Source organism: Mucilaginibacter lappiensis, from assembly GCF_050433765.1.
Lineage (GTDB): Bacteria > Bacteroidota > Bacteroidia > Sphingobacteriales > Sphingobacteriaceae > Mucilaginibacter > Mucilaginibacter lappiensis_A.
This window is the reverse complement of the sequence record NZ_JBNPWP010000001.1, coordinates 688,138-703,986: the sequence shown is the minus strand read 5'-3', so window position 1 is coordinate 703,986 and position 15,849 is coordinate 688,138. Positions and strand designations below refer to the sequence as shown.

11 protein-coding genes and 1 tRNA gene are annotated in these 15,849 nt (G+C 40.0%); 8 read left to right on the top strand and 4 right to left on the bottom strand.

Annotation, left to right across the window (positions count from 1 at the left end; genetic code table 11):
- Position 1 precedes the first annotated feature (1 nt).
- From M2273_RS03045 to M2273_RS03025, 5 genes are all read left to right on the top strand, one after another.
- Positions 2–937, top strand: a complete 936-nt coding sequence (locus M2273_RS03045) for a KpsF/GutQ family sugar-phosphate isomerase (RefSeq protein ID WP_429392835.1) — start codon at positions 2–4, stop codon at positions 935–937.
- A 62-nt stretch (positions 938–999) separates the two neighbouring features.
- On the top strand, positions 1,000–2,337 hold the full coding sequence (locus tag M2273_RS03040) for a nucleotide sugar dehydrogenase (RefSeq protein ID WP_429392833.1): 1,338 nt from the start codon (positions 1,000–1,002) through the stop codon (positions 2,335–2,337).
- Positions 2,338–2,558: 221 nt separating this feature from the next.
- Complete coding sequence (locus tag M2273_RS03035) at positions 2,559–3,962, top strand: undecaprenyl-phosphate glucose phosphotransferase (RefSeq protein ID WP_429392830.1); 1,404 nt, start codon at positions 2,559–2,561, stop codon at positions 3,960–3,962.
- A gap of 1 nt (position 3,963) precedes the next feature.
- On the top strand, positions 3,964–4,752 hold the full coding sequence (locus tag M2273_RS03030) for an ABC transporter substrate-binding protein (protein ID WP_429392827.1): 789 nt from the start codon (positions 3,964–3,966) through the stop codon (positions 4,750–4,752).
- 94 nt (positions 4,753–4,846) lie between these two features.
- Positions 4,847–4,931: transfer RNA gene (locus M2273_RS03025), tRNA-Leu, on the top strand.
- 308 nt (positions 4,932–5,239) lie between these two features.
- Here the strand turns inward: M2273_RS03025 and M2273_RS03020 are convergent.
- Together M2273_RS03020 and M2273_RS03015 are read right to left on the bottom strand one after the other, a co-directional pair.
- Entirely contained in the window at positions 5,240–6,580 is a 1,341-nt protein-coding gene (locus M2273_RS03020; protein ID WP_429392824.1) for an NB-ARC domain-containing protein, read from the bottom strand.
- 113 nt (positions 6,581–6,693) lie between these two features.
- Complete coding sequence (locus tag M2273_RS03015; protein WP_429392822.1) at positions 6,694–8,619, bottom strand: WD40/YVTN/BNR-like repeat-containing protein; 1,926 nt, start codon at positions 8,617–8,619, stop codon at positions 6,694–6,696.
- Between the two features lie 576 nt (positions 8,620–9,195).
- On the opposite strand from M2273_RS03015, the gene M2273_RS03010 reads away from it, so the two are divergent.
- Entirely contained in the window at positions 9,196–12,648 is a 3,453-nt protein-coding gene (locus M2273_RS03010; protein ID WP_429392819.1) for a patatin-like phospholipase family protein, read from the top strand.
- 76 nt (positions 12,649–12,724) lie between these two features.
- Here the strand turns inward: M2273_RS03010 and M2273_RS03005 are convergent, their stop codons facing one another.
- Entirely contained in the window at positions 12,725–13,492 is a 768-nt protein-coding gene (locus M2273_RS03005; RefSeq protein ID WP_429392818.1) for an NYN domain-containing protein, read from the bottom strand.
- A 109-nt stretch (positions 13,493–13,601) separates the two neighbouring features.
- On the opposite strand from M2273_RS03005, the gene M2273_RS03000 reads away from it, so the two are divergent.
- Complete coding sequence (locus M2273_RS03000) at positions 13,602–13,700, top strand: universal stress protein (protein ID WP_429393992.1); 99 nt, start codon at positions 13,602–13,604, stop codon at positions 13,698–13,700.
- Between the two features lie 272 nt (positions 13,701–13,972).
- On the opposite strand, the gene M2273_RS02995 is transcribed toward M2273_RS03000, so the two are convergent.
- A complete protein-coding gene (locus M2273_RS02995) occupies positions 13,973–14,332 on the bottom strand; it encodes a cupin domain-containing protein (protein ID WP_429392816.1) in 360 nt (119 codons plus the stop codon).
- A gap of 431 nt (positions 14,333–14,763) precedes the next feature.
- Between M2273_RS02995 and M2273_RS02990 the strand changes: the two genes are divergently transcribed.
- Positions 14,764–15,807: a zinc-dependent alcohol dehydrogenase family protein gene (locus M2273_RS02990; protein ID WP_429392815.1), complete on the top strand. Its 1,044-nt coding sequence runs from the start codon at positions 14,764–14,766 to the stop codon at positions 15,805–15,807.
- The last annotated feature ends 42 nt before the right edge of the window (positions 15,808–15,849 follow it).

Below are 15,849 nucleotides of genomic sequence, written 5' to 3'. Positions count from 1 at the left end.
AATGAAAGATATTGCCAAAAAGGTTTTTGATATTGAGATTGAATCGCTGCAACATGTGGCTGGTTTAATTGATGATGAGTTTTCGAAGGCCGTAGAAGCTATACTGGACGCTAAAGGTAAACTTGTAGTGACCGGCATAGGCAAATCTGGGCTTATTGGTAAAAAGATAGCCGCTACACTTGCCAGCACTGGTACGCCCAGTTTTTTTCTGCACCCTGGTGAGGCTTTTCATGGCGACCTGGGTATGGTTGGTACTGATGATATTGTGATGATGATATCATACTCCGGTGAAACCGAAGAAGTGCTCAGGATAATTCCATTTTTAAACTGGAACAAGAATTTAATTATCGGTGTTACGGGTAATCCCAATTCAACTGTGGCTAAAAACAGTCACCATCATCTCAATATAAAAATTGCCCGCGAAGCTTGTCCGTTGGAGCTGGCGCCTACATCATCAACTACAGCGGCCCTGGTAATGGGCGATGCGCTTGCCATAGCATTAATGGAATCGCGCGATTTTAAACAGCATGATTTTGCCCGTTTTCACCCCGGCGGAAGCCTGGGGCGTAAGTTGCTGGTTAAGGTGAAGGATCTGATGCGTACCGATAAACTGCCCTTTATAACAGAACAGGCTTCGTTTATGGAGTTGTTGCTTAATATGTCGGCAGGGCGCTTAGGCATGGTAATGGTGGGCGATGCCACTTATATTAAAGGTATAGTTACTGACGGCGATCTGAGGCGTGCTTTATTGCTTCACCCTGATACATCAACCTTAACTGTTGCCGAAATAATGACCATAAATCCTATCATCATTGATGGTGAGGAATTTGCAAGCCAGGCCGAACAATTAATGATAGAAAAAAAGATAACCACACTGCTGGTTGGTTCGGCGCAAAACAGAAGCATTAAGGGCGTTTACCAGATCTATAGTCAATAGAGTAGGTTGTGCTCACAAAAAATAAATCTATATTTACAACCTATCTACCGCTGCTATAAAACATGTTTGATCATCAGTCAAATCAACCCGTTGAAAAATTTGTACCGCCTGCAAATATCAGTATCGCAATTATTGGTTTGGGATATGTAGGCTTACCATTGGCTGTGGAGTTTGCTAAAAAATTCCCGGTAAAGGGATTTGATATTAAACAAAGTCGTGTTGATGAGCTAAATAGTGCCTTTGACCGTACCCTCGAAACTGAATCAGCTATACTTTTATCAGTATTAGCAACCGATATTACAACAGACAGGGGGCTTATATTTACGTCAGATGTTAATGATATTGCCTCATGCAACGTGTTCATTATTTCGGTTCCTACACCTACAGACCAGTACAACCGCCCCGATCTGAGCCTGCTGATCAAAGCCAGCCAGAGCGTTGCTGGGGTACTTAAAACAGGCGATGTTGTGATCTATGAATCAACCGTATATCCCGGTGCTACCGAGGATGTTTGTGTGCCTGTATTAGAGCAAATTTCAGGATTGAAATACAATAGTGAATTTTTTGCCGGATACTCGCCTGAGCGCATTAATCCCGGCGATAAGATTCATACACTTACCAATATTTTAAAAGTAACATCAGGGTCAACGCTTGAGGCTGCAGACTTTATAGATGGACTTTACCGCACTATTGTAACAGCCGGCACACATAAGGCGCCAAGTATAAAAGTTGCAGAGGCCTGCAAGGTGATCGAGAATTCGCAACGCGACATTAATATTGCTTTTGTAAATGAGCTGGCCAAAATATTTAACATTATGGATATTGATACCCATGCTGTTTTGGAAGCTGCCGGAACTAAATGGAACTTCCTGAATTTTAAACCGGGCCTGGTTGGTGGTCATTGTACCGGGGTTGATCCTTATTATTTGGCTCAAAAGGCGCAGGAGGTAGGTTATCATCCTGAAATTATACTGGCCGGCAGAAGACTTAATGATGGCATGGGTACCTACGTTGCTCTTGAAGTAATTAAGCTGATGATAAAAAACGATATATCAGTTAAAAAATCACACATATTGGTGCTTGGTTTTACCTTTAAAGAGAATTGCCCTGACGTGCGTAATACCAGAGTTATTGATATTGTTAATGTTTTAAGCGGATTTGATGCTCATTGTGAGCTATATGACCCCTGGGCTGATCCGGCCGAGGTTAAGCATGAATATAATGTAGACACCATAAAAGATCTGGATAAGTTAAGCGGAAATTATGATGCTATAATTGTAGCAGTTGGGCACAGGGAATTTTTTGATCTGAATTATGACAAGCTCAAGAAAAACAGCTCATCGGTTATATATGACATCAAAGGAATACTGGATAAGGATATGGTGAACGGTCGTTTGTAGATCCTATATATGCATTAAAATTAATGTTTGTTTTATCGACAGACATATTGGTTAGTTGCTTAATTATTTTATATTTGATTTTGTATAAATTTCTTAATTTTTAATTTTGTTGATAGTAATATGAAATTTTTGTAACTGGTTGCGCATTCAATTATCAGATTGTTATTTATAAATAAATATGCTAATTTAGCGTGCATTTTCTACTTCAATAAGCTCTATAAATGATTCACAGATACGCTACTTTTATTAAAGCAGTGAACCTTACTATTGATTATATTATACTTAATATAAGCATGGTAATTTCTTACTTCATCGAAGACAGATCGTATATTTTTTGGATAAATAACAGAAGGTATTTACCCATTGTATTGGTATTCAATTTAATTTGGTTGTTATCTGCCAATATCACCGGTTTATATGAACACGTTTTAAACAAAGATTCTATAAGAACTTATCGTGGTGTAATTAAAACGTACCTTTTGTTTGTGAGTTTTATATGCTTTACCATTATTATATTGATTGGTACCAAAGCTTATTTTATTACCCGCGAATACCTGTTTTATTCATTAGCCCTGTTTGGATTTTTATTGGGATTATGGAAACTGGTGTTTTTAACCATACGTAAAAGCGACCGTGCGTCATTAATTGATACCAGGGCCGTAATTATTATTGGCGGCGGCAGGATTGGATCAGACTTGCATAGTTTTTTTAAGCAAAACCCTGAACGTGGTTACAGCTTGGTTGGCTTTTTTGATGATAACCCTGAAAAGGTTATGGATAGCCGTCTTTACTTAGGCGGTACTGATGATTGTATCAGTTATGTGCTCAATAATAAGGTTGATGAGATATTTTGTACCCTTCCAAATTCAGAGGCCCTAACAATCGAAAGGCTAATGCTCGATGCTGATAAAAACCTTATTAGGTTTAAGTTCATACCTGAGTATTATGATTATGCTAAAAAACCAACTTTTATACAAAGTTTTGGACATATCCCGGTAATATCAGTAAGGCCTGAGCCACTCGAGAATATGCTTAACAGGTCAATTAAACGCTTGTTTGATGTGGCGTTTTCGCTGTTCATTATCCTGTTTGTTTTCAGCTGGTTGTTTCCTATACTGGCTATTTTGATCAAACTGGAATCAAAGGGGCCCATCTTTTTTGTACAGGAACGTTCGGGCAGGGATAATAAACCATTTAAGTGTTATAAATTTCGCAGTATGCGGGTAAACAATGATTCTGATAAAAAACAAGCTACCCGTGGCGATTCACGTATAACTAAAACAGGGGCATTTATACGTAAAACAAGTATCGATGAGCTGCCTCAGTTTTTTAATGTGCTATTGGGCAATATGTCAGTAGTAGGGCCAAGGCCGCACATGATTAGCCACACACAACAATATTCACAGCTGATAGATACCTTTATGGTAAGGCATTTCCTTAAACCAGGTATCACAGGCTGGGCGCAAATAAAAGGTTTAAGAGGTGAAACCCAAACCACACAAGCTATGCTTGAACGTGTGGAGGCTGACGTTTGGTATCTGGAAAACTGGTCGTTCCTGCTGGATATGAAGGTCATTTTCCTTACCGTATGGAATGTTGTAAAAGGCGAGAAAAACGCGTTTTAACATGGCTGTTTTTCACGATCAACTAAATCGTGTAATAAGCCTGCCAGCAGTGCCTAAAAGGATTATATCTGTTGTGCCATCACAAACTGAACTATTATTTTATTTAGGGCTCGATACCGAAGTTATTGGCATTACAAAATTTTGTATCCACCCGGAGCATAAATTTAAAGCCGTAACCAAAGTAGGGGGGACTAAACAATTAAATATCAATCAGATAAAGGCAATGCAACCCGATCTGATCATAGCCAACAAAGAAGAGAACGAACGTCGCCAGATAGAAGAGCTAATAGGCGTTTGTCCTGTTTGGATAAGTGACATTCATAACCTTGATAGTGCGCTGGATATGATCCAATCTGTGGGCACGCTCATCAACCGCGGGGTAGAAGCTAAAACTTTGTGTGCTGATATACTCAGTCGATTTGATAAACTCATCTTACCCATTTTAAACCAGCGTGTGGCCTATTTTATTTGGCGCAAGCCCTATATGGTTGCAGGGCGCGATACTTTTATTGATAGCATGCTGCAAAAATGCGGATTGATCAACGCGTCTGAAGCCGATAGATATCCTGAAGTAACGGCTCAAGGACTATTGTTGGCAAAACCCGATGTGATATTTTTATCTTCAGAACCATATCCATTCAGGCAAAAGCACATAGATGAATTTAAGGAAATACTGCCTAATGCAAAGGTAATATTGGTTGATGGCGAAATGTTTTCGTGGTACGGCAGTCGGTTATTGTATGCCCCGGCATATTTCAATGAGCTAATGTATAACGTAACATTAAATTAATAGCAAAGAAATGAGGCAGATAGCCAAAAAACAAAAATTATGTTTTATAGTTTAGCATAAAACGCTATCTTTGCGACCTGTTAAAAATCCTAATGCGGAAGTGGCGTAATTGGTAGCCGCACCAGACTTAGGATCTGGCGCTTCACGGCGTGGGGGTTCGAGTCCCTTCTTCCGCACCACATGGGAATGTGTCATTTTCCCGAGAGGGCTGCTCTAAAAGAGCAGCCCTTTTTTATTGATTATCTGCAAGTTATGACGAAAAGCCGGGTTGATGAAGGGTATTCTAAATGCACCGTCAGCATAATTGCCGCAGAAAATACCTTGATGCGGGAAAAGGCGGTTTGATTTACAGTCTTATAACGACAAAGGCGAACAAGTTGGGGTACCCATCAAAGGCAGCGCCATCTATAATAAGCCAACCGAAGAAACATGAAGGTTTTATGGCTCGGAATACAAATGTCAAAATAAAAGATGGAAAACAATCTTGTCAGGCGGTAGGTGTTGGGACGCCTTTTTCCATTGAGATTTCTATCACCTTCGCACTCCATGAGGGGTTGTTAGAACCAAGTAATTTTAAAAACCTCCCGTTAGTCAATAACTTGTCCCGATATCGAATTACGACCTCTTCGGCACTTAAATATTCTGCTAAGGAATCGTACATAAACTTCAAAAGATTATCATTTGCTTCTCCGGTTGATACCAGTAAGCCACAATTAAGGTAAATATCGACATGCTCATCTAAAGAATGGGCATGAACGAAATTTAAAGAAATCCACTTGGGCGTAATTTCTGAAGGAAATTGATCATCAGCTTTCGTTTCATAAATATAGTCCACTAATCCAATACTAGTAGTGGCCATTTTCCTTAAGTTACGAATAAGGGTTTTTTGGTCACTCAAATTATGAAATAATCCCTCGATATATTTATTATAAAGCTTGGAGACAGATACTGGCAGTTCCACAGATAAGGATTTTCCCTGGTCAAGTAGTGACGATGCTTCCAAAATGATAGCCTTTAAAATAATAATTGGGACCTGTTCATTCCCAATTTGGGCAGATCGAATGAAACCAAGAACTCTTTCTCTAATTATTTCTCTCTGATTGCCGAATTTGTCTGCGCCTGCGTAGGTTTCTATGAATCCGTCAAGCAGGTAATCAATAAATGCCAAACTAAGTGTATGTGGAATAACCTCGTTTATATTCCTGATCGCTAAAGATTTTCTGGATGTAAAAACGGTTAGAAACGTGTTTTTTCCGCCATTTTGCGGCTCGATAGCTGCAATCTCAAAATCATTCATCTCTGAAACGCCGTCAACAAGGGCAATTATCCTTTTTTTTCGTAATAATGCATTTAAAAGGGTATCGGAAATTTGAGCTTTTCCTGTAATCAAAAGCATCTGGTTTTTACAAGTATTGTCCAATGTTTCATCAATTCGATTAATAAAAACAGGCAGTGCGATTTTTTCCAGAAATCGCAAATTGGGATCTTTATTTGACACCCAATTGCAGATTTGTACGGCCAAAGTGGTTTTGCCACTTCCCCCTTGTCCTTGAATGACGACCGAGCATCTGTCTCCTGACTTTATTGTTTGTTTTAGTTCAGAAAGGCCTGGTGTATAGTTGTTTGTTGTTTTGTTGAAAGAAGTGAAGCTTTGATTGTTGATTTTTAACGGCGCAGGAAGCCATTTTAGGCGCTCGGAAATCTCCGGAGAACTTTGGAACACTTTCCAAAAGTCATCGACATAACGATTAACATAAGCATCGAGACAATGATCAGAATCAATCAGGAAAAGTAATAAATACTTCGAGGTGTTTTTCCGACATAACATGAAAACGTTTTTGATTTTGCAGTTATACCGTCTGAAACACTTATTAGAAAACGATATTTCTTATTATATTCCAGATCATCGTTGCTCCAATAAATCTGAGGTAAGTCATTTAGTTAAAAACTGCGGGTAAGCTTTTGACTTCCATTTATTGCGACGATGGAAACAACTAAATTTACCGAGTCTAATTTACCTTTATTAAGTTGTAGCTTGGGGATTTGGTGATTATTTTGGGATACAAGCTCAAATTTAATGATATCGAAGACACGATTATCCTTCTTAAGAGTCTTGAAATATCCATTATTTCCTATAACTTTTACTTCTCCATTTTGTTCCAAAAGATCGAATAAAGAATAATAAGTTAGTCTTGGCGATATCTGAAACCAATTTTCGCCATTATCCAAAGATTCTAAGATATTACCATCTGTGGTTAATAGCCATAAGCGATCCTTGCCAAAAATAAGATTTGTAAATTCATTAATCCGATCAAACTTTTTTATCGCATGCCAGGATTCTCCGCCATTCGTTGTTTTTAATAAAAAACTACCTGTTTTTACAAGTTGGCCATGCTTTTTTTGCGGTTGAACGATGATAAAACCATTATTGAAATCTTTATCAAAGATAATATTGGAAAAATTAAAATTCTCTCCATCTGATAAAGGGTGCTTTGACATCCAGGGGCCATTGGGTGAGGTAGAAATCCATAACATGCCATGGTTGCCAACGATAAAGCACTTTGTTAATGACTCGTTCGCAACAATGGCATTCAGCGAGTCCTTTTTGTCGAAATCATGATTAGTCCATTTTGCCCCGCCATCTAATGTATTATACAGTTTACCTTCATAAGTTATCAGCCAACCTGTTTTATTTGTCTTATCAAAACATAACCCTGTGATTTTACTATGACCGATCTGCGAACCTTTAAATTTCCGCTGCCCCGAAGAATAATATATCTTTCCTGAATCACCGGTGAGCCAGATATGATCTTCGTCATTACAGTAAGCGAACCTCATGCTTGGAGACGTATATGGTATTTGAAGGATCGGCGGACTATTATTTTTTTCACTTCGGAAACTGTTACTCGTGAAGATAAAGGTTTGATTTCTAAATTTTATAAAACGATGTGAATCATCTCTCGATAAAGTATCGCCGTAAAATGTTATACCACCATCAGTAGTCGATAAGCGTCTACCGTAATCCACTACAAAGAAGCAGCCATTACGACTATCAAAAAAATGCATTTTTTTGATAGTTAAAAATTTATTTTTCAGTGAAAATGCTACTTTCCAATTCCGTCCGCCGTCTTCAGTTTTGCAAAGCAGGGTAGTGTCTGCAGCTAACCATCCAGTTTTCGCATCGACCATTGATATGTTGTTTATTCTGCATTTGAGCATTGGTGTTTTTGTATGTGAAATCAGATTGGCATTCTTACCAAGACCAATGGTGAAAATTGTTCCGCTATCTGTCCCCACAAAACATTTATTGTCGGTCACATCAAATGCTGAAAATACGCTTTTATCGAGGTCATTTATTTGATCAGACAGTTCATCAACTATTAAGTCAGTCCACTTTTTACCTTGATCATATGTAACTAATAAACTTGCTGAGGCGAGAATGAAGCCATATTTGTCATTGATAAATTTCACTCTCAATAACTTATTTTCTACGTTATAGCTATAGCCACGCCAATTCACCCCACCATTATAAGTCTGGAAAATCTCGTTCTGATTGGTAAGGATAATTCCATATTTGTTATCAGAACTGAAAGAAATAGATTCTATATTGTTCCATGTGGCCTCATGATAAATATTTTCCCATGATTTGCCACCATCCTTGCTTCGAAGAATGATTCCATTATTTCCGGCAGCCCAGCCATTAAGATTATCCGGCGAAAAATAAATACAATTTATATAAACATCAGTAGGTACATGGGTGGAAGTGATCCAATTTCGTCCACCATCAACGGTATATTGAATAGTCCCATAATCTCCACAAACCCATCCATAGTTTTTTGTTTTCGAATAATATTCACCTTTTACCAAAAAGTTATTGTTTTGATATCTCGATTCGTTTAGATACCGAGATATAAGAGTTTGTCCCCGCAATTGAAAGGGCAAAAACAAAATAGCAAAAAAGAGGAAGGGGGATTTTAGTGTCATCCTTTTAGGCTTTATCTAAAATACATATAAAATTATCAGCTATATCTAATATTGGGTTGTTTTTTTTAATTAAGTAATTGGTTGATAGGTAATTAATCCATCTATTTCTAAAAACCAGACACTTTCGGACGCGGTTACTCGATATCGAGATCAGCAACAGCCACCTATTTAATACAGCTGATGATCTGCGATCATTAGAGTAGAAGTATCGGCGGTCATTCTGAGGTAACTTTTATGTTCAACAGGTTCTTCGTAAGCTACATAGATGGAAACCTGTTTATAATATTAGTTTAGGTTTAATAGATAGAAGTAATTAAATATTATTAATTTTCACTAAAGAATCGAACCTCAAACCGCTTATTTAAATTCCGCTTGAACAAGCAGCAAATTGATCTTTGATGATATTCGCCTAATTATTACCTAACCGACAATTATTTCAGTTTTTAACCCTTTCTTATCATGGACATTATAACCGATCTAACCTCCCGTGCTGTATCATTTATCTCGGTATACCGGGACATTTGCAAAAGCTGTGAACTGGAAGCCAACCTGCAAATTGAGCAGGTCAAAGGAAATTTCGAAGTATTTAACCTTAAAGACCTTAGGGTACGGGGAAAAATCGATAGCCAATTCCATGAAAATCCGGAAGAAACAGCACTGCGAAAGCGAAATGACCTTATCGACAAACTATTGATCAGCTTGGTATGGAAAGGAAATATAAAAGATAATAAATTGATATTGAAGGACCTGGCCGGTTCGATAATTTTCCTTGTAGATATTCTGATCAAGAACCAGGAAACTGTAAAAAACTTGCATTACAAGCCAGAAGAAATACAGGCTATGAATATTGATTCCAGCCCCTACTTCTGGCGTGTATGTTTTCGGTATATGCTGTATCAGAATCCGGAAATTCGTATTGAGTTCGCCAAAAGCCTGGAATACATACCGTTGCTGATCTTACTCGCAGTTGGTGGAAAAGGAAAAAAGCCTTACAAAAAGCGGCTATACCAGGTTTGGGGAAAGGGGGCGGAGAGGTTAGGAGTCAACGAAACACGAAAATATTGGCGGCAAGGCAAGAAAATAACTGATGAATGTAAAGACTGGAGGGATTGGTGGGCAGGTGATTTTACCGGAACAAGTAAAGGAAAATATACAGACGAAAAGTCACTCTATCAAAACCCTAACTCCCGGATCAACCAGATCTTTAGGCTATTGACCGATGACACGGCTCTTTTGAGCCTTCTCAAAACGCAGGAAATACCTTTGCCCTTTGAAAGTCTATATCATTTGGAAATGAATGAGATTGTTAAAACCAGGAATAAAAGGACAAAGGATGGCTGTATAAGCGACCTGTGGCCTGTTAAACCCTTTCCCACTGACGCCAATGACCCGCTTGACCGGGCAAAGCAATTGCAGTTTGCAGGCCTGGCGCTTTCGGGCGGTGGGATACGGTCAGCTACATTTAATCTTGGGATTATACAAAAACTTGCAGAACTAAATGTACTTAGCCGGTTTGATTACCTGTCCACGGTTTCCGGGGGAGGGTATATAGGTTCATGGCTGGTTTCCTGGATATACCGATCCGGATCTGTTACCAAGGTCAGTAACCGGCTTAACCCCAAACTGTCATCAGATCCCATGGGTGAGGAGGTTCGGCCTATCAGATGGCTTAGGATGTATAGCAATTATCTCTCACCAAAAACCGGGATCATGTCCGGAGATTCCTGGACAATAGGAATGACATGGCTGAGAAACGCGTTTGTCAATCAGGTCATACTGGTGCTCCTGCTTTGTACTATCCTTTCAGCCGTAGTCATGACCCATAGCCTTTGGCACAGCTGGAGTAAAAAATTAGTGGGGGTTTCCTGGGATCATGTCTTGGTGATAAGTGCGGTTTTGTTGCTTTTCGGGGCGATCATAACCGGGCTAGCTATGCGGGTTTTTGATCGGACGGATTCGCCGCCAAGTCGATTTAAGATTGGCTCGAGTAGGTTGCTGCCTATATGGTTGGTCGTCTGGGCAACATTGACCGGTTTCATTGGCAGTGCCTGGCTTGTCGCTAATATCAATGGCGAAAAAACGACCGAAGATTACTTCAAAATGAATTTGCCTATTGGCATATCGGGATTCTTCGCCATGATAGTCATAGCGGTCCTGGGGCGTTACCATGCCAGGAGTAAGACAAAAAAAAGCGAGTGGAAGCTATGGAGTGCCGTGGCCTTAACCTCTGTCCTGTCGGCAGGGTTTGGTGTTTGGTTATTGGCTTTAGTGTGCGACGTTTTGACCGCCATCGGTTCAACACAGGTAAATACTGAAGAATATCAATTTATTTTCGGTACGCCGCTGGTTTTGGAAGCAACCAGTGTTTGCGTAGTTTGCCGTATGGCACTAATGGGCGACCTTTTCCCTGAAGAACGAAGGGAATGGTGGGGACGGGTCGGTGCCGTCGTACATCGTTTTATCCTCATTTGGATATTGATCTCAGCATCGGCCCTTGTTTTACCGTTTTTGATCGCTCAGTTGCTTCCCTCCGCGGATAGCAAGATATTACCTGCGGCTATTGCTACTTGGAGCGCTGCCATCGGTACAGCAGTGAAACTCGCTTTTCAATCGAAATCAGATGGTGACAAGGTAACAAATGGTGTAGATTATGTGAACTTGTTTGTCAAATTCGCCCCTTATCTTTTTATGATCGGTTTTTTGATGATCGGTTCCAATATCTTTGAAGCCTTAAGCTACAAAATATTTCCCTATATCCGGGGCTGCAGTTTTTTCAGCAATGATTTCAGAACTTATTTAGCGCTAACCCTTATACTGGGTGCCATAACTTTTATATTAAGCTGGCGAGTGGGGGTCAACGAATTTTCCTTACATCACTTTTACCGGAACAGGTTAAGCCGTGCCTACCTTGGAGCGACACGCCGAAGGACCTCCAGAGACAGTACAGCCAACCGGTTTACCGGATTTGATGATAATGATGACATCGCCATGAAGGACTTAGCGTATGACGAATATTTGTATTCCGGGCCATACCCGATCATCAATACAGCTTTGAACGCGACTACTGTTTCAGCATTGGACAGGCAGGATCGGAAAGCTGAATCCTTTATCTTTTCGCCACTCTTTTGTGGCTTTGATTTCAGTCCTACAAATTCGGCGGCGGACTCGAGTAACGGGATATTTCAATATGGGTACCGTTATACTGATGCCTTCAGCGAACAATCAAGCCCGACACTGGGAACTGCCATGGCTGTTTCAGGTGCTGCGGTAAATCCTAATATGGGCTATCACTCCTCGGCACCTACCGCCTTTCTGCTCACAATTTTCAATGTCCGTTTAGGGCGTTGGATTGGCAATCCCCGGACGGATTGCTGGAACCGGTCGAACCCGATAACAGGACTGATGTATTTGGTCAAAGATCTGATAGGACGCTCTGACATTGAAAATGACTATGTGTGTTTATCAGACGGTGGACACTTTGATAATATGGGGATTTATGAACTCATTCGTCGTCGTTGTACCTATATCCTGCTTTGCGATGCTGAGGAAGATGAACGGGCCTCGTGCGAAGGGCTGGCAAATGCGATCAGGCGTTGCCGAATTGACTTTGGTGTTGAGATAGACCTCCAAACAGAAAAGATAACCCAGAAAGATAAGGACACCGGGCTGTGCGAGGACCATCTGGTTTCTGGAACGATCACTTATCCAGGCGACAAAAAACCATCTGGAACCATAGTTTACGTCAAGACATGCCTGACCGGAAAAGAAGGCGTCGACATTCGCGAGTACCAGATGAGTAACAAAGATTTTCCACAACAGTCTACCGGTGATCAATTCTTTGACGAAGCGCAATTTGAGAGCTACCGTCAATTGGGATACCGTTCGATGGACGAATTTAAAAAATACACTTAAAACTCATTGGGGCCAGTTCAGCAAAAATCGTAGGATACATTAGAAAAATGCGCATGGTATAAATCAGGCGCATTTTTTATTTTTTTCGGATATAGATGTGTTTGATGTGGTGATTTTTACCGCTTTCGCGCTCATCTACTTCAAACTGTTTCATGCTTTTTATAAAAGGCAGCATTTTGAGAAAACCGTAATTCCGGGGATCAAAATCGGGTTTCTTCTTCAGCATCAGATTACCCAAATCACCCAAATAGGCCCAACCATTATCGTCTGCTAAATCGGCAATGCTGGTAACAATTAGTTTAATGATCTCCGGATCAATATTACTTAACGGCTTATCTTCGGCTTGTTTTGCCTTGTTTGATGTGGATTTAGGTTCATCTTCAACTGGTGCAACAAGCTTCTTCTTAAGTATCTCGATATAAATAAACTTGTCACAAGCCGTTATAAAAGGATTCAAGGTTTTCTTTTCGCCAATTCCAATCACTTTCATCCCTGCTTCGCGCAAACGTGTTGCCAGCCTGGTAAAATCACTATCACTGGATACAATGCAAAAACCATCCACTTTACCGGTATATAAGATATCCATCGCATCAATAATAAGCGCGCTATCAGATGCATTTTTTCCTGTGGAGTAACTGTATTGCTGAATGGGAGTGATGGCATTTTCTAACAAAACGTTCTTCCATCCGGAAACTGTAGGTTTAGTCCAATCTGCATAGATCCTTTTAAAAGTAGGCGTACCATACTTTGCAATTTCCTCAAACATCTCCTTCACGTTGGCATAAGGCACATTATCCGCATCAATAAGGACGGCTAACTTCAGATCTTTTTGGGTTTCTATCATATTAAGTTTTAGGCTAAGCGTTCTTTATCAAATAGATAATGGTTAACGATTAAATGATAAAGATATGATTTTTAATGTACCTCGAACTACATTCGTGTAGGGCGCAACAATTGCTGGTTACAGCGGCTTACAGCGAATGCTATTAGGGAGCACGGCCGAATATATCCCGGAACACGGCAAGATACCCACTTTGATAATCCGCAAATAAGGAGCCGGATATGGAATTTTCACCCTTAATTAACCCCATAAACTGACTAATTTCCTTAAATTGTTTACGATGATTCGAGATGCACTCATGAAGGCGCACAATTGTATGCCCTAATGAGATCGAACGGTAAAAACAAAATCGAGCAACTACTTTTCCGCCTCCTCTATTGATTTGATTATCAGCAAAATACCTTCAAGGTGTTCAAAGAAACACACAGGTTTCGCGTAATAGTTCAAATGGTATAGTGATAACATCGAAGATCATAAGCTGAATTATGACACTCGTATCGTTTCCATGTCTGCAAGTTCGATTGTAAGATTGACCGAGCGCGAGCCTTTGGGCCGTGTACGGTGATGAACATTAGCGGCAACAGTGATCATCTGGCCCTTACCTATCTCTATGGTACCGGTTTCCAGATCAAGGAGCATGGTGCCTTCCAGTACAATAAACGTCTCGTCAGAATTAGGATGGTAATGCCAGTAAAAGTCTTCTGTCATGATGCTTATCCTAATTACATGGTCGTTAATATTTGTAAGGGCGTGATTGGCATACTTGTCAGAAATAGTCTGATGGTATTCGTTTAAATCGATCAGTTTAGAAGGTAAAATGTTCATATCGTATTCGTATCTCATAAAAATAGCTAACATTATTAGGATAATGATCGTTCTCCTAATTTTCTTTTTCTACTTAATGATCGCTATAAAAATCACCGCAATAACCCGATGGCGCGCAATATGTTAAAAATCAGGTTAGGTTTAACCGGGTTCTTTTGTTTAAATGTTGAGGTGATAACACGACCATATGCTGAAAACAATACAAGGGGCTTTACGTTAAGAGATACATTACCTATGCACAACTTCACCAAAACTCAACAATAACAACCCTACGAAGTAGTTGTATTCTATAACTTCATGATTCTTGCCATTTGCGGCATTTATATCCGCGTGGCTTGAAGTAGTTTTAATTTGATGTTTATAGTTACGCTTTTCGTGGTAATACCAATTGGCATTATATGAGCGTGTTTGCATCTTTTAATATTAAATTAACCAAAAACAATACCATCATGAAAGCATTAGTATACCACGGTCCTGGAAAAAAATCCTGGGAAGAGAAACCCCGTCCCTTAATCATTGTAGCCACAGATGCTATTGTAAAAATACTCAAGACCACAATTTGTGGGACAGACCTCCATATTATGAAAGGCGATGTTCCTGAAGTTACAGATGGCAGGATCATAGGCCATGAAGGAGTGGGTGTTATAGAAGAAGTTGGGGATGCGGTAAGTAATTTCAAAAAGGGAGATCATGTGCTGATTTCCTGTATTACTTCGTGTGGTAAATGCGCATATTGTAAGAAAAGCATGTATTCACACTGCGAAGATGGTGGTTGGATACTTGGTCATCTGATAGATGGTACACAAGCGGAATATGTGAGGATACCACACGCTGATAATAGCCTGTACCCGGTTCCGGATGGTGCTGACGAAGAGGCGTTGGTTATGCTTAGTGATATTTTACCAACTGGTTTTGAATGCGGCGTTTTAAACGGTCAGGTGAAACCAGGCGATACGATAGCTATTGTAGGATCGGGGCCAATTGGTATAGCCGCATTATTAACCGCTCAATTTTATTCTCCGGCCGAAATTATTATGATTGACCCGGACGAAAATCGTCTGCAGGTTGCAAAAAAATTCGGAGCGACTCATATAATTAACAACACAAGTAACGATGTCATAAAACAGATCCTGAGTATTACTGGCGGTAAAGGGGTTGATACAGCAATTGAGGCTGTGGGGATTCCGGAAACATTTGAACTGTGCCAGGAGATTATTGCACCGGGAGGTTATATTGCCAATATTGGTGTTCATGGAAAAAGCGTCAGCCTTCATCTCGAAACGCTATGGTCAAAAAACATAACCATTACTACGCGGTTGGTTGATACCGTTTCGACCCCAATGCTATTAAAAACGGTTATATCCAATAAACTAAAACCAAGCCAGTTGATTACACATCATTTTAAATTGGATGAGATAATAGAGGCCTATGATACATTTGAACATGCTGCTAAAGAAAAAGCACTAAAGGTAATCATGACTAATACAAACTAACACCCTGTTCGCTCAATAACCACCAGCCTGAAATAGTACCCG